The organism is Cupriavidus sp. CuC1, assembly GCF_044627735.1.
In the GTDB taxonomy this organism is placed as follows: Bacteria; Pseudomonadota; Gammaproteobacteria; order Burkholderiales; family Burkholderiaceae; genus Cupriavidus; species Cupriavidus ulmosensis.
Genome location: NZ_JBIUHC010000200.1, coordinates 1 through 16,171, shown reverse-complemented (window position 1 = coordinate 16,171; position 16,171 = coordinate 1). Strand labels below are relative to the sequence as shown.

The window sequence follows — 16,171 nt, the reverse complement described above, 5'->3', positions numbered from 1 at the left end:
AGCCGCGTCAAACAGGGTTGCTCCGGCGAGCCGCGGAAACGAACAAATCAGCTTCCTTACACGCTTCTGCCGAATCAATGCACCGAATCCCGAATCGTCGCTTCCAGAGTTGTTGCTGATGATTGTGAGATCGCGCGCACCCTGCGCAACCAGCGCGTCAATCAGTTGCAAGGGAAGGCCTGCTCGCCCGAAGCCGCTGATCATGATGATTGCACCATCCTTGACGTCCTCTAGCGCGGCTTCGCATGTTTCCAGAATCTTGTTGAGCATAAGAACTATCCAAAGGCGACTGATGTGTCTGGCCGCTTGGGTAAATGGCGCTCCAACGACGTCCCTTGCAGTGGTCTTGAACCAGGCCCGGAGCGAGATCTGCTGCGAGGCGCGAAGCTTCGCACCACGTTTGCGCTTTGACGATCTCGAGGGAGGCGAGCAGCCAGAAAGCTGGGAGAGACCGCGGCGACGGCTCGGCCGTTGCCGCGGGCTGTTGAGTATCAGCGTACGAACTGTTTCAGGCGAAACGGGTCCGATCAGCCTTCGCTCGGATCATAGGGCGACGCCCGGTTTTCAAGCTTCCACCTCTTCTCGGCTTCCGTGTCGGGACGAGGTGGGTGAATGCTGTCGATCAACCACAGTTCGCGCGGTGTTTCGCCGACATGCAACTCGAAGTGGTAGCCCCGATCCTGAACGAAGGGTGCAATCGCGGCATTCGCTTTGCGCAGCCAGGACGCCGTCCACTCGACGTCCTTGGAGATGTGCCTGGCGAATTGGTCCAGGCGGATTCTGACAAAATCGCCTCGCGCCTCGCCTCCCATGTAGAAGGAGTCTTTCGGCTGTTCATGGAACAGAACACCTACGTAGAAGCGAGGAATGATGTAGATGTCGGCGATGCGATTTGCCATCTCCTTTTTTTCTTCCGCCGTGTAGGCGCCGACTGGATGATAGATATTCCACAAAGGCATTTTTTGTCTCCATGCTTTAAAGATGCCGCGTTTGTCATGTCAAAACGTCTGATTCTCTTTCGAAAAAGGACGTGACATTAGTAAGGCGGCGATATCGATAGCCGAGGAAGAGGCTATCGGATTAAACCCATGCTTTTCGCAAATGCAGCATTCATAGGGAAGGCGATCCGGCTGCCTATCAGCTTCCTTTGGGTTTCAATGGTAGAGTGCCAACCGGGTCCGTAGTGATCAGTTTTTTATTAACGAATTCCTCGAAACCGGCCATCGACAGCTCCCTCCCGAATCCAGAGTTCTTGACACCGCCAAACGGTAGCTGGGGAATCGTCGAAAACGGTCGATTTACAAACACCATGCCGCTGTCAATACGCGCGGCAATCTGCTCGCCGCGCTCAAGATCGGCGGTCAGGATGGAGCCTCCGAGGCCATATTGCGTATCGTTTGCGAGCCGAATGGCTTCTTCTTCATTCGCAACAACGAAGAAAGAAGCGATAGGGCCGAAGAGCTCTTCCCGATAGATCGGGTCGCTCGTGTCGATGTTGCTAAGTATGGTGGGTTCAATATAGAACCCTTCCCGATCGATGCGATGGCCGCCACATTCGATAGCTGCGCCTGAATCAACTGCGCGCTGGATCTGGTCAAGAAGATGATCGAGGGCTTTTGCTGACGAAATCGGCCCAAGCGTCGTATTCGCGTCCGCAGGGTCGCCAGCCTGCAGGGCGGTCATGGCCTTTTTGAAACCGCTGAGGAATTCCTCGCCGCGCTGCTTTCCGACAACTATGATGCGTTTCGAGCCAACGCAAACCTGTCCGCAATTCAGCATCCGTCCGATTAACGCGGTATCGATGGCCCATTCGAGTGGAGCATCCTGCAGGACGATCATGGCATCGTTGCCACCGAGTTCGAGTACGACCTTTTTCAGATTGCGCCCGGCCCGCTCAGCAACAGCGGCGCCGGCTCTTTCACTGCCCGTGAGGGTTACTCCGCGCACGCGTGGATCGTCGATGATCCTCTCGACCTGGTCAATCGACGCGAAGACGCTGGTGTAGACCCCCGCGGGCGCACCCGCTTCTTCAAACAGTCGAGCAACCGCCAGTGCACATTGCGGCACGTTTTCGGCATGCTTCAAGATGAGTACATTGCCAACCATGAGCTGCGGAGCGGCAACGCGGGCGATCTGGTAGTACGGGTAATTCCACGGTTCGACTCCCAGCAGGATTCCAACCGGATAAACATGGACTTTGGCGCCGGACACCTCCGGCACTTGTTGCGGCTCAAGGAACTCGTGTGCGCGCTGCGCGTAGTAGTCGAGGATATTTGCTGATAACTTCACTTCGGCGCGTGCTTCGGCGATCCTCTTTCCCATCTCCAGCGTGATAATCTGCGCATATTCTTCCGCCTTGTCTCGCAGGATGGATGCCGCCTTCGCGATAACCCGCGCACGATCCGCAACGGACCGATGCCGCCAATCCAGTTCAAAAGCACTTTGAGCCGTCGCAATAATGTCCGCGATCTCGTGGTCATTCGCGCTTTCGAACGTCTTGACTAATTTTCCTGTCGCCGGGTTGATTGTCTGGTATTCCATCTAGCGGTCCTCGGTGTGTCAGCAGAACAAAGATGGTTAATCGGATCAGATAGGGCCCGAGCCCCTGAATTTCTCGCCATCCATGCATCGTTGACACATTCTGGAATTGACCCTGCCGGCTGACAATCCCATTGGGAACGGATGCGGCGTTCACTGCTAGTTAACATGACGCCGTCGACACAGTCTCCAGGCACGGATGGGCAGGGCGCGTCGGTCAGTGCGCACGTGGCGTGGTCTGGTGTGACGCGAGCGGCCGCTTTCGGCGTAACCATGACGTGTGCTCAGGCGACCTTTTGGAAGCGGACGCACCGGTGGCAAGCAGTGTGGTCAGACTGAACCAGTGGTCCTGAGTGGCGATTGCGTCGCGGCGCCTCTGCGGTCGCGCGATCGTTGTGACGCCTTGTTGACAGCTACGGCGCAACAAGATGCGGGGAGGCGTCGAATTGCCGGGTTAGAGGTGGTTAGAGGGGTTAGAGGACCGGCGCAACTTGATGCGCTTATTTCCAGCTCTCAGCGTATTCCCTCAATTCTTTTTCAAGGTATTCCATCAGCGCCCGTTTTGCGGGTGACGGGAAATGGCTGGGAAGGGTGAGAATGTACAGGCTGTTTAGCTGCCCGACGATCCGGTACTGCGGAAGTACTTGCTGCAGATTTTGGGCGGTCGGTCCGCGCATTGCATATGTTGGCAGAATACCGATGCCCATGCCTTCCAGTACAGCATCGAGGATAAATGGGTAGTCTGCCGATTGTAGCGTTGGCTGGATATGGACGAGCTGGGCGTCCGTATCGTCATTTCGATTTCTAAGCTCGATCGTGGATTCCTGACTTGGCGGCAACCCGATAAAAGTCTGCGACGCGAGGTCCGCGGGGTGGCTAATCGGTCCGCGCCTCTGAAAATAATCCGCGGATGCGCAAAGGACCCAGTCGATAGAACAAACTTCACGCGCGACGTAATCCAAAGGCGGTGTTCGCGCGATCCGCAGCGCGATGTCGACTTCGGAAGCGATAAGATCTTCGATCCGATTATTGAAGGTGATTGTTAGTGAGATTCCCGGATGAATCCGCGCGAACTCTCGTAGCTTCGATCCGACAAATAATCTGCCAATGCCGGTGGGTACGCTGATGCGAATCCGCCCCGTCAGCGTGTGCCCAAGCATGTCGATGGATGCACGGGCGTTATCCAGATCGTCCAGCATACGCCGTCCGCTGGCGTAGAGCACCTGCCCCGCTTCGGTCAGTTCGAAACTGCGTGCCGATCTTCGAACAAGTTGCGCTCCTGTTTCACGCTCGAGAACCTTGAGTCTCTGGCTGATGTTTGACTTCGACATATTGAGTTTGCGCGCTGCGGCAGCCAAGCCGTGACACTCCACAATCTCAATAAACAACGTGATCAGATTCAGGTCCATTCGAGATACTCGATGAATAGCGGAACCGCGAGCGCTTTCGCTTTGAAGCCGCGCCATCGGGATCGTCGACGCCATCGATGAACGAGGCGCATCCTGTCCAATTGCCGTGCGCAGCAATTCAATGCCTGACAGGTCCGGCGGATTCATCCTTCCATCCTTGCAAAGCGGCTTATACGAGAACCGATTCGAATATGACCTTCACGAAGTCCCTCAATGGGCCATCGCTTTTCTCCACGCGCATCCGCAACAGTGCACCTTCCCAGCTATTCAACAAGAACTGGGCAAGCATGGACGCACGCATCCGATTGCTGATGTCGCCCCGCTGCTGCGCCTCAGCGATGCAGTCTTCAATGAGGCCGCTCCAGGTCTTGAAATGGACGTCCAGTCGCTCACGAATTAGTGCGCTGTGGTCAGCGACTTCCAAGCTAAGGTTGCCGAGCATGCATCCGCGCATATAGCCAGCCGATTCATAGCCGCGAATTCGCTCTTCAAAATAGGCGCGCAGCCGCTCAATCGGGCCCAGGTCCGGATTGCATAGCAGCGCGCGTAGTTCTACGAAGCCACTCTCGAAGTAGAAGTCAACGATTTCGGCCCCAAACGATTCCTTGCTCTCGAAATGGTTGTAGAAGGAACCCTTTGGCACCTCCGCCGCGTCGACGACGTCCTTGATGCCAGTGGCTGTGTAGCCGCTGTCATGCAGCATCTGCACGCCTGCGCGGATCAGACTGTCCCGCGTGTGCGGCTTTGGTTTCGGGCCTCGGCGGGCCCCCTTCGTTTCCAATACCATGTTCCGCTCTTATATTTATGACCGGTCGTCTTATATTGAGTCCTGGGAGGCAGATTGTCAATGCCTCGATGGCATTGGGGGTAAAAGCAGTCGCACACCCTGCGCGAAGCACTGCGTGTGCCTGTTGAAATGCCGGCAGGTGAGTCCCTGCCGATCGTTGCACTCGTGGTGGACTGGCGGCCGAGCGAGCGGCCGGCTAGGCTGCGGCAGCCATCGGATTCGCCAGTACCAGAACGCTGTTAGTAGCCGGCGGTGAAGCGGGCACGCTCGTGTGCTGGCTTTTCGAGTTCGTCGACCAGCGCGACCGCATAGTCTTCGAACGAGATCCGGCTTTTCCCCTCCGCATCCTTGATAAGGCTGTCGCCCCCCAGGCGGAACTGACCGGTTCGCACACCAGGGGTGATCAACATGGGCGGGCTGAAGTATGTCCAGTTGATGTCGGATGCCCGCAGCGCGGCAAAGGCCTTCATGTGAGAAGTGGCGATGTTGACGTAAGGCTCCGGCCAATAGCCAGACTTAAGTACAGTCACGCCGGGAGAGAACTCAAGGGATCCGGCTCCTCCCACCACAATCAGGCGAGGTGCATCGGCCTCGCGAACCGCGGCAATCAGTCGCTCGGTAACACTGACCAATTGATCCGTATAGCTAACATCCGTCGAATAGCGCGGATCACTGCTCGATGGACCAAAGGCGCTCACCACCGCATCCGCTCCGCGAATAATTTCCGCGATGCGGTCGACGCTCGTCAGGTCGTCCTGCACCGCCGTGACGGTTTCGGGAAGACCCCCAGGAAGCTTGTCCAGGTTACGCGCCACTGCCGTGACATGATGGCCGCGGCGAACGAGCTCATCGAGGATGGTTCGGCCTGCACGGCCTGTGGATGCCAGTAGAGCTACATGCATTCGGTACTCCTGGGTCATTGGGAATTGTTGTTGGCTTGCGAGCCAAGGCCCCAGTTCGGGCCCGGCGGTCACTCTGCTGCGCGTGCCGTCTCCAGCGCTGGATAGTCGATGTAACCTGCGGCGCCCCCACCGTAGAACGTCGAGCGGTCATAGGCATTCAGCGAAGCACCCGCCTTAAGCCGGTGAGGCAGGTCCGGGTTGGCAATGAACTGCCTTCCAAAGGCCACCGCATCGGCGCGACCCGAGCGGATCGCGTCATCCGCCGACTCGGCCGTGAAGCCTCCCGCAAGGATCAAGGTCTTGTGCCAGAAGGGCCTGAGCCGGTCCACCGCCTGCGGGGCATCGATTTCCATCCCCGCGCCATCACGTGCTTCGATCAGGTGAGCGTAGGCAATATCAAGCTCGCCAAGCTGAGTGAGGACATAGCTATAAAGGGCAATCGGATCGTCGTCACCGACATCGTTGTACGTGCCGAACGGCGACAGTCGAACACCGACGCGATCGGCGCCCCAAATTTCGATCAGCGCCACCGTTACCTCAAGGAGCAACCGCGCCCGGTTTTCAATCGACCCGCCATAGCTATCCGTCCGACGGTTGGACCGGCTGTGCAAGAACTGTTCGATCAAGTAGCCGTTGGCGCCGTGCAGTTCTACGCCGTCAAATCCTGCGGCCATTGCATTTCTCGCGCCTTCACGATAGCTCTCGATGAGCTTCGGAATCTCCGCAAGTTCAAGCGCGCGCGGCGTCTCGTACGGCACCCTCTTCCACTCCGGCGTCAATGCCGAATGACCTTCGATGACGATCGCGGAAGGCGCGACGGGCAACTCGCCATTTGGCTGGAAGCTCGAATGGGACGATCGGCCGGTGTGCCAGAGTTGTAGGAAGATGAGCCCTCCCTTTGCATGGACCGCATCCGTTACCTTCTTCCAGCCTTCCACCTGCGCGGCGGAGTGGATTCCGGGTGTTGCGGTATAGCCCTGGCCAGAGGGCGTGACTTGGGTCGCTTCGGCGATGATCAAGCCACCGCCCGCAGCGCGCTGGCCGTAATATGCCGGCGCCAGATCGTTGGGCACGTTGCCCTGCCCGGCGCGCATCCGCGTTAGCGGTGCCATGACCACCCGGTGAGCGAGCTCATAACGTCCGACTTGAATTGACGAAAAAAGTGAGGGCAATGACATATGACTGATCCTTAGCGTGCAATCACAGGCCGCGAAAGAAAGGCAACCGGCTTTCCGCCCATGACGGCTGCCGGGATCCTTCTAAATATAATACGACCGGTCGTCTCGTATTTCAAGATGTTAAGTCAAAAATTACGCCAGCCCGGGCTGCGCGTGACACGACCTGTATGAGGGCAATTGTGCCGACACTCGGCAATAGCCACACTCTCCTGGAAACCATGAATCAAATCGTTCTTGACTATGATGGGCGACGACAGCTCTTCTAAGAGCCTGTCTTCATTGGAGCGCGGCGTCCTTCGGCTCCTTCAGAGACACACCTTCATCTATTGAGGGGAAGGCATTGCATTGGCGACCGCGTCTCGAATTTCACTCGCTAACGCCTCGTCGTCGACGAGACGCACCAGAACAAGCGCTCCTACCGTCGCAGCATAGGCGGCTATGGCCTGCGCACGTCGCTGCGCAAACAGCTTCGCGGGCATGCGGTGTTCGAGCACATCGAGCAGTTGCTTGACGCCCTCTGTGACAAGATGCCGTGTCTGCTCACCTTGTCTTGACAGTTCGGGGCCCAGTGCGGAAACAAGGCAACCATGTGCCGGGCCATCACGGAACGATGCATCGAGATACTCAGCCATTCTCCGCGGCACTTCCTGAGCAAAGCTTGCTGGATTGAACTGCTCCCAGTACTCAACGTTTTTTTCCAGCGCGCGAACACTTGCCTCCGCGATCAGCCCAGCTTTGGAGCCGAACGCCGCGTAAAATCCCCCGTGAGTCAGCCCGACGCTGCGCATCAAGTCCGCAATGCCCACGCCATCCGGTCCCCGCGCCCGAAACAACTCTGATGCCTTGTTCAGCACGTCATCCCGGTTCTGCGCTGCTTTTTCCCTTGTGACCCTCATCTCAATCACTCAATAATTTCTCTTTGCCTTCGAGTATCGGAACTGGCGCTCAATAGCAGAAATTCCGGCAAGGGAGGCGCCTGTGGTACGCACTGCGATTACGGTCCCACCAGACGGCGTCTTCAAGGGCGAAGGCATAGCAATGCGCGATGGCATCGGCCATGCCCCACCGGAAGAATGGGACTCGCGATAGCAAGCCTCTGACGCACTCGCTAGAAGCAAACCTTGCGCGACCACCGTTGCTCGAAATTCACGGGTGTAGTTCTTCGAGCCGCGTCGCCGGCCCGATGTCTGGATTTCCATTGTTCTGATTCCCACCAGATCTGGTGGGAATCAGAACGCCGAACTCGTCCCCTAGTGAACAGACGGTCGGGGGACACGCTTAGGTACTTGCCGCAATACTGCTGTTCTCCGGTCGCCAATACGACAGCTCGCGCTGTCGACTTTTAATGACGAGAGGCCTCGTCCTGCGAGCATTTGCCAACTCAGTCATCAAAGAGGATTATCAGTGGCCGAGTGGATATCTGATGGGAAGGCAACTGGCAGGGCGTCCGTCGAGTTACAGCCAGCTTGGCTCCCAAGACCCCATGGGAGTTAGCGGATATTGGTAATTGCCAGGCGTTTTAGACATCTCAACCATTTCCGTTACTCCAGTGTACTGTCCCAACGGAGTGCTAACAGTAAATTGCTCCGGGTCCGGATAAATATGGCCATCCTTTGATCCCGCCATTGATTTCGCAAAATCGCGATCGAACACACCCATTTCTGGAAGCCACAGCGCAACCCGACCCAAGGAAACCTTGACGCGATAACTACCACCTTCTTTGGACCGCCGATACAGAGCAGCCATGGCACCCGTCGCAGCTAGCCACCCGGCTGGATAGTCACATATCACTACGTGGGGAGGGTGCTCTGGCCTGTCGTCTGTTCCTTCGATATTGTTTAGTCCCCACGCTAAGCCAGCCGAAACATCAAACCCCGGTCGATTCGACCACGGGCCCGCCTCTCCTGCGTAGAAGATATCGACATCGATTATGTTGGGATTGTGTGCCCTTAAATCTGAATTCGATATTCCAAACCTTTCGCGCCAATCCGGTCGATGGTTGTTGAAATAAATATCGGCTTCCGAAACAAGCTCATAAAACCTATTGCGATGGGCATCTTCCTGCAATTCCATTTTGGCAGTTCGTACTCCGACATGTGAAGTATATTGAAAAACGTCCAACTCGACATTTGACGGACGAAAGATGTTCAAGACGTCGGCACCGTGTAATGCGAGGCTCCTGCCAACTGAAGGCCCGGCGATCACATGAGATGTGCCCAAAGCTCGAACGCCATCCAACGGCGTCTTTGCGTTCGGTTTGAAGGGGATAGGGTCACCATCTGCCACCTTTTCGATCTCTATTAGAGGCATCAAGCCCACTGATTCTAGAAATGCGTCTAGCTTAACGACCTCTTCGATCGGGCGGCCGAGTGCCATGACAACACCTGCGTCACTGGCCGCATTCTCAAGATCTTCGGCATTCCATTCTTTGATCGCTCTAGCAATTGAGGCCGGATCTCCACCGCCGCCCAAAAGAGAAATCGCCCTTTGCCTGATCGAAGGATAAATATTTAATGGCATTATCCATTTATTATCCTTCGTTTGATGCATAACAGGCATCGCAAAGAATGGATTGTAAGGATCTGATTTTCCGGGAAAGCCATTCACAAGCTCCCATTTTTTTTCCCAAAACGGAGTGAACCGCCGCAGAGCTTTCGGGACATCAACGTGAATATCTTGACCTTCCCCGGTTCGCTCCTTCCAAATTTTGGCAACCATAATCGCTTTCGCCGCCAAGCTGATTGCAGACATCGCACCAAACGGAAGACGACTATTTACAATCGGGTCCGCTCCAGAAAATGTGAGCGTCCCGCCGATATCATCTATGGAGGCGTTGCAAAGATCCAGAACCGACTTCAGATTTTGGTGCAAATCTACACCACATTCTTTTAGCGGGTTCCGATAGTTGAAAAGGATCTTCTTCGCTAGATTCTCAGCGGCGGTCATGTCATTTCCTATCATGATGTTTACAAGGTGACGCATCAAAAGTTTTCAATCGGCAAATCTTTATCGGTCGCCGTCTCGGGGACAAGTTAGCCTGTGACGCGTTCGCTAGAAGCAAACCCTGACGGCATCGACCATTCGACTACGCAGCGTCGAGGAAGAGCTTTGTATGCTCGACAAAGAGTTGCGGATACTGAAACGGTGATCCGTGACCAGAGTTCGGGTAGAGAATGAGTTGGGCGTTGGGGATATACTGTTGAAGCGTAAACGAGTTGATGGTTGGCACCATGATGTCGTTTTGACCGTTCACAATCAGCGTCGGATGCATGATCCTCTTCAATTCTGCATACCGTTCTCCGCGAGGCTGGCGCCATTCCGTGATTGCTGCCGTTTGCGCCTGCATGGTCTGAACCGACGAGGGGACGTCCGCGTCTTTGCGCTGGTGGCGACGCTCCCAGAAGGCTTTGCCGGCTTCCTGGCCAGACTCTGTTGGCGCAAAAAACAGATAAAGGAAGTCCTCCAGGCTGGGTACGGCATTTGCCGCGACTTCCCTGATGCGAGGATCGGAAGGAGGTTCACCGTTCCGAGGACCTGTTCCTACCAACACCAGGCGTCTGATCAGGTCCGCGTGTCTCAGGGCAAAGCCTTGCCCAACATAACCGCCGAGTGAAAATCCCAGAACGTCCACTTTCGTTAATTCCAGAGCTTTGACAAATACGGCAACGTGATCGGCCATTGCATCAATCGTATCTGGCGTCTCTCCGCTGGTACTTGCGACGCCAGTATTATTAAAGAGGATCAGTGGTCTTCCTTGCGCAAGGCCGTCTGTTACCAACGGGTCCCAGTTGTCCATTCCACCCCGGAAATGTTGCAGCAAGAGTAGGGGTGTACCCTTGTCGGATCCGAAGCGCCGATAGGCGTAGCGAATCCCGTTGCTCTCTACATATTGAGTCTTCGCCGTGAAGTGATTTTCAATGTTCATTTTTGCGTTCCTACAATTGGAGTTGGAAAGGAGGTTGCGTACAGTATGTGTGCGAGATGAGCTGAATCTCCTTGTCTAGGTGAAACCGAGATCGCTCTTCATCTGCAACTGCACAAAACCAATATTGATACGATCAATGAAGGAAAAAACGTAGGCAACAAAAAGGAAGGGAATCACGCGTAGAGTGACCTTCCTGTAAAGTGCGTCCTCCACCGCGGCGCAGCGGTGTTGATTCATGGGGATCATGTTTATCTCCGAATGCCTCTGCTTGCCAGCAGAAGTCGTTTTATGCCGTGCTACCTTTTTCGTTGGCGCCGCGGTCGATGAACAAGGCTGGCCATTTCGGCCACCCCAAGTAAGCTAGGGGCTTGAACCAGCGATGTAGGACGGGATTCCCTGGCCGTCACCGTCTTCGTGTTTGCGTGAATCTCCTCAAATCTGAGGTCAGATAGAGAGCCGGAATTCTCTGGTCAACGTAGCAAAGAACAGGCGGCGGTTACGGACGCCCGCGCTGCCATACAGCGCGGGCCGCCTTAGCGCCGTGCGGGTACGTCTCAGTCGTCGACGCCTGCGACGATGCGCGCGTCCCTATTTTTGTCGAACACGACCGTCTCGCGCTGGAAACTTTCCCTGACCATCATCTCGGTCACATCGCGCGCTAGTCCACGCGTCGCCATCAGCGCTTGGCGCGGTTAGGGTTCTCAGAGGCGGAACACGATACAGTTGCTTTGGCGGGGCGCTCTCGCTCGGCCAAATCCCACTGTAATTCCCCGGCCCCGGCGCCGGGCGCGCACGCTCACGGTAGCGCTTGGGGGCTGAATAAGATTGACGGCCCGCTGGCCGGGGGCTAGCGAGGCGTGAACGGGTTCGTACGCGTGGTCGGCGCCTGCCCTTATGGTGACGGCGCCATGGCCGCGCCGACGCCTCTGCTCAATCGGAGCTCAGGCCTCGGGCTCGTAGTCCCACATGCCGGCGCCCAAGCTATCGCCGAGGCTTGCCTTCATCCTGTCCCGAAAGATCCGTAAGGCGGGGTAGGGGCGAAATGCGATGGTCCGCTCGACCAAGAGGCCGTTAGCGTCGTCCACCAGCAACTCCAGGCTCTCCAGTGAATGACCGTCAATCGTGCCTTTCCAGCGCAGCAGTGTGGTGTTGGCGTCAATCTTGCACTCAAGGACGTACTCGCCTGGACTTCCCCGGGTCGTGCTGGATTGGACCAAAGTTCGGGCGACTGTGTCGCGCCCGACAATAGGGCGTACAAGCAGCGGGCTGTTGAAGACGACGTCCTCCGCGAGGATAGCGGCCATCGCCTCATACGTGGGAACGCTCGATTCCCTGAGCTGACGAAGTGGGTGCATGCGATGTGCCTCCTGGTTGGGGTGTGCCCCCGTCTGGTCTTTCAAAAGCCCGTCTCGCTCCAGCGGCTTCAAGCTTGATGAGCGCGTGGTGGGATACGGAAAATGGGTTCAGATAGTGCCGGAGCGTGCTGCATAACCAGCGCATACCAAATGCCGAGTGCTCATCGGGTCTCCTGAATCTCTTCACCATCCTTGCATCGTTGGCTCATTCTGGATTTGACCCGGCAGCCTGACAATCCCATTGGGACAGGACGCAGCGTTCATCGTTAGTTAACGTGGCGCCGTCAAAGTCAGTTTCCCAAATCGGATGGGCAGGGCACGTCGCTCAGCGCGCAATTTGGGTGCCGATGCCCGCAGGTTCTTCGGGTAACACCAACGTCGCAGCAGAAGCGGCCCGATTAGCTTCCCACAAACCACGTTGAGGAAACGACTGTTATAGCTTGCGATCTGCCATTGTCTGCGGGCGAGTTCGAAGGGCTGCATTGGGTCGAGAACGGCCGCCGGATCGGACGGCTGTAGCCCGCCAGTTTGCGACGATCCTCACTCGTGATCGAATGACCGCAGCGGACACGAAGACAGCCACACGTTTCTGCGCCGACTCATGACACTGTTCGTTCGACAGACGTCTACAAAATCCCCCCAACTCTCGTTGCTCGAGCATCCGTGCTTGCCGTCATCTCCGACAACTGAAAGCGCTTTTCACATTGCGGAATTCACTCCGAGTTTCCGCAGTGTTTTGTTTTCGTTTCTCGAAAATGCGTTCCACATCACGAAATTCAACGCCTATCTCATTGAAAAATAAGGACAAACCAACTCTTATGTCTTATATAAGACTTCGCCGTGATGCGCCAGAAGCGCCATACAATGATTCCACGCTGCTTGCTTCGACATCCGTAGCGGCACAACCCTTTCTTCAAACGCGCTTAGGAATTTCGTATGGCCCAGTATCAAGACGACATCAAGGCAGTTGCTGGTTTGAAAGAGAACCACGGCAGCGCATGGAATGCCATCAACCCCGAGTATGCCGCCCGCATGCGTGCCCAGAACAAGTTCAAAACGGGCCTGGACATCGCCAAGTACACCGCCAAGATCATGCGCGCCGACATGGCCGCCTACGATGCCGACTCGTCCAAGTACACCCAGTCGCTGGGTTGCTGGCACGGCTTCATCGGCCAGCAGAAAATGATCTCCATCAAGAAGCACTTCAACAGCACCGAGCGCCGCTACCTTTACCTGTCCGGCTGGATGGTGGCCGCGCTGCGCTCCGAGTTCGGTCCGCTGCCGGACCAGTCGATGCACGAAAAAACCTCCGTCAGCGCGCTGATCCGCGAGCTGTACACCTTCCTGCGCCAGGCCGACGCCCGTGAACTGGGTGGCCTGTTCCGCGAACTGGATGCTGCCCAAGGACCTGCCAAGGCCGCCATCCAGGAAAAAATCGACAACCACGTCACCCACGTTGTGCCCATCATCGCGGACATCGACGCGGGTTTCGGCAACGCCGAAGCAACGTACCTGCTGGCCAAGCAGTTCATCGAAGCGGGCGCATGCTGCATTCAGATCGAAAACCAGGTGTCCGACGAGAAGCAGTGCGGCCACCAGGATGGCAAGGTCACCGTGCCGCACGAGGACTTCCTGGCCAAGATCCGCGCCATCCGCTACGCCTTCCTGGAACTGGGCGTGGACGACGGCATCATCGTGGCCCGTACCGACTCGCTGGGAGCTGGCCTGACCAAGCAGATCGCCGTGACCAACACGACGGGTGACCTGGGCGATCAATACAATTCCTTCCTCGATTGCGAGGAATTGTCGGCCGACGAACTGGGCAATGGTGACGTCATCATCAAGCGCGACGGCAAGCTGCTGCGCCCTAAGCGCCTGCCTAGCAACCTGTTCCAGTTCCGCGCCGGCACGGGCGAAGCGCGCTGCGTACTGGATTGCGTCACCGCACTGCAAAACGGCGCCGACCTGCTGTGGATCGAGACCGAAAAGCCGCATATCGCCCAGATCGGCGGCATGGTCAGCGAGATTCGCAAAGTCATCCCGAACGCCAAGCTGGTGTACAACAACAGCCCATCGTTCAACTGGACCCTGAATTTCCGCCAGCAGGTGTATGACGCGATGAAGGCCGCGGGCAAGGATGTGTCGGCATACGAGCGCACCCAACTGATGAGCGTGGAATACGATCAGACCGAACTGGCGAAGCTCGCCGACGAAAAGATCCGGACCTTCCAGGCCGACGCGTCGCGCGAAGCAGGTATCTTCCACCATCTGATTACGCTGCCGACCTACCACACCGCCGCACTGTCGACCGACAACCTGGCCAAGGAGTACTTCGGCGACCAGGGCATGCTGGGTTATGTGGCTGGCGTGCAGCGCAAGGAAATCCGTCAGGGCATCGCCTGCGTCAAGCACCAGAACATGTCCGGCTCGGACATCGGCGACGACCACAAGGAGTATTTCAGCGGCGAAGCAGCCCTGAAAGCGGCAGGTAAAGACAACACCATGAACCAGTTCTGATACCAGTAGTACGCCTCAAACATAGCGCCAACCCAAAACGGGTTGGCGTTTTTTTATCCGGAGACATAGCTCGCGGGGGTCCTCATCGAACGTTTTCTAGTGCGCATACATCCAGAAGCTTTACGTGAGGCTCGGTAGAGAACGACGAGCGGCGGATTCGCAGACGGCGATTCGATGACGATGCTTTGCGTGACGCCGGTTCGCGTCGGGAACGACCTAGCGGTGCCGATGCATCCGCACGAAAATGTCCGCGGCAGGATTATTCTTGGTGAACATGGCCGGTACCAACAAGTGTTCGACCCCAGCCGTTTGCTCCGCTTCGAGCAATCCGGAGCCGCCACTTTTGAATTGGGTAGAGACGTTCGCAAAACTCGGCCAAGGGTCTGGAGAGGGTCGGTTTGCGCCACCCCACCCCCGGGCCGAGAGAACGTCGACTACATATGGACCGCCCTCCGCGTCGTTGGAGGGCACATTTGCGGGAGCAAGGGCGTTGACGGGTGCCGCGTTTCCGAGACATGGAAGAGGCAACCTAGCTTCGTGGCAATGTGAACACCATGTGCCGCCCCCTCGGGTGTCCTTGCGCGACGCAGTCGAAAATCAAAATGCAAATCGCCGGCCACGACAGACTTCTCTTAGCCTTCGCCCCAGAGCACTGGACCGCAGCGGGCAAGTTCAAACATTTCCTCGGGCGTCCGTTCACAACGGATGCGGATGGTATACGAAAGGCACAACATGCCATACAAACCGTCATTGACCACACGCACAAGTACGACGTCTTGGCGGCGTTGGCAAATCGATTGCTGCCAACCTTGACCGAGGATGTGGCCGAACTTCACGCGAACGGTTATACGCCGGGAGCTCGATCGCAGGAAGTGGCTGCCGTATTCGAAACCCTAATCTGCGAACTCTACTCAGTGCTCGACGGCGTTCGTGACTCGCTCTACTGGCTATACGACGGCAAGCTCAGCCTGCAAAAGAAGTCGACTGAGAGACTGTTTGCTCGCGCTAAAGACGGATCATACGATGCAGGGTTGCCGGAGAGTATTCGAGACGCGCTTGCAACTGCGTACGAGAATTGGTTTCCCGAGCTGCGCGAGCTCAGAACTGCATTTACGCATGGCTCGTTGGGCACGTGTCACCTAGATATGCAAACGCAGGTCGTCTCTTACATGGGTAGCAACGGCGGGAGGCGAATCGACGATATCGTAGCGAAGACCACAGGATTCGCGAACGCCGTATATGCGCTTCATACACGAATCTTTGAGGAGCTGTACTCTCTGCTCGAGCCGGTTGAAAAAATCCACTTCTGTGGATTTTACAAAGGTCGCGGTTATGGCTACGAACGAACACGCCTAATCAACGGGCTATTCTCAGCAAAAGCCACAAGTTCTTCATGGACCCGCATACGGGAAAGACTTGGTCGGGTCGTGGCAGACGCCCAGGGTGGCTTCGCGGCAATGAAAGCCGCTATCAAGTGACAGGTTTCTAGTGTCCTGCGTCAGAAGTTCCTTGCATTATTGACACCACATAGTAGTCTGCGTTGAAGGCACGCAAACGGCG

At 56.6% G+C, this 16,171-nt stretch carries 13 protein-coding genes and 1 pseudogene; 2 read left to right on the top strand and 12 right to left on the bottom strand.

Annotation, left to right across the window (positions count from 1 at the left end; all coding sequences use genetic code 11):
* From ACGLHR_RS45560 to ACGLHR_RS45505, 12 genes and pseudogenes are all read right to left on the bottom strand, one after another.
* The coding region (locus tag ACGLHR_RS45560; RefSeq protein ID WP_400102397.1) for a CoA-transferase at positions 1-270 on the bottom strand (270 nt) is incomplete at its 3' end.
* Positions 271-527: 257 nt separating this feature from the next.
* The gene (locus tag ACGLHR_RS45555) at positions 528-959 is read right to left on the bottom strand and encodes a tautomerase family protein (protein ID WP_318238701.1); all 432 of its coding nucleotides are present in this window, start codon (positions 957-959) and stop codon (positions 528-530) included.
* A gap of 178 nt (positions 960-1,137) precedes the next feature.
* Positions 1,138-2,541, bottom strand: coding sequence for an NAD-dependent succinate-semialdehyde dehydrogenase (locus tag ACGLHR_RS45550; RefSeq protein WP_400102396.1), 1,404 nt, complete (start codon positions 2,539-2,541; stop codon positions 1,138-1,140).
* 497 nt (positions 2,542-3,038) lie between these two features.
* Positions 3,039-4,094, bottom strand: coding sequence for a LysR family transcriptional regulator (locus tag ACGLHR_RS45545; RefSeq protein WP_318238637.1), 1,056 nt, complete (start codon positions 4,092-4,094; stop codon positions 3,039-3,041).
* Positions 4,095-4,116: 22 nt separating this feature from the next.
* A complete protein-coding gene (locus ACGLHR_RS45540) occupies positions 4,117-4,734 on the bottom strand; it encodes a TetR family transcriptional regulator C-terminal domain-containing protein (RefSeq protein WP_400102395.1) in 618 nt (205 codons plus the stop codon).
* Positions 4,735-4,973: 239 nt separating this feature from the next.
* The gene (locus tag ACGLHR_RS45535) at positions 4,974-5,636 is read right to left on the bottom strand and encodes an NAD(P)H-binding protein (protein ID WP_318238640.1); all 663 of its coding nucleotides are present in this window, start codon (positions 5,634-5,636) and stop codon (positions 4,974-4,976) included.
* 68 nt (positions 5,637-5,704) lie between these two features.
* Positions 5,705-6,814, bottom strand: a complete 1,110-nt coding sequence (locus tag ACGLHR_RS45530; protein ID WP_400102394.1) for an alkene reductase — start codon at positions 6,812-6,814, stop codon at positions 5,705-5,707.
* A gap of 323 nt (positions 6,815-7,137) precedes the next feature.
* Complete coding sequence (locus tag ACGLHR_RS45525; protein ID WP_400102398.1) at positions 7,138-7,710, bottom strand: TetR/AcrR family transcriptional regulator; 573 nt, start codon at positions 7,708-7,710, stop codon at positions 7,138-7,140.
* Between the two features lie 559 nt (positions 7,711-8,269).
* Entirely contained in the window at positions 8,270-9,760 is a 1,491-nt protein-coding gene (locus tag ACGLHR_RS45520) for a CoA transferase (protein ID WP_400102393.1), read from the bottom strand.
* Positions 9,761-9,899: 139 nt separating this feature from the next.
* Entirely contained in the window at positions 9,900-10,739 is an 840-nt protein-coding gene (locus tag ACGLHR_RS45515; RefSeq protein ID WP_400102392.1) for an alpha/beta fold hydrolase, read from the bottom strand.
* 78 nt (positions 10,740-10,817) lie between these two features.
* Positions 10,818-10,985 (bottom strand): annotated as a pseudogene (locus ACGLHR_RS45510) (MFS transporter); the annotation flags it as partial.
* 695 nt (positions 10,986-11,680) lie between these two features.
* Entirely contained in the window at positions 11,681-12,094 is a 414-nt protein-coding gene (locus ACGLHR_RS45505; RefSeq protein WP_400102391.1) for a hypothetical protein, read from the bottom strand.
* A 936-nt stretch (positions 12,095-13,030) separates the two neighbouring features.
* On the opposite strand from ACGLHR_RS45505, the gene ACGLHR_RS45500 reads away from it, so the two are divergent.
* Together ACGLHR_RS45500 and ACGLHR_RS45495 are read left to right on the top strand one after the other, a co-directional pair.
* Entirely contained in the window at positions 13,031-14,611 is a 1,581-nt protein-coding gene (locus ACGLHR_RS45500) for an isocitrate lyase (protein WP_400102390.1), read from the top strand.
* Between the two features lie 1,393 nt (positions 14,612-16,004).
* Entirely contained in the window at positions 16,005-16,100 is a 96-nt protein-coding gene (locus ACGLHR_RS45495; RefSeq protein ID WP_400102389.1) for an H-NS family nucleoid-associated regulatory protein, read from the top strand.
* Positions 16,101-16,171: the final 71 nt, after the last annotated feature.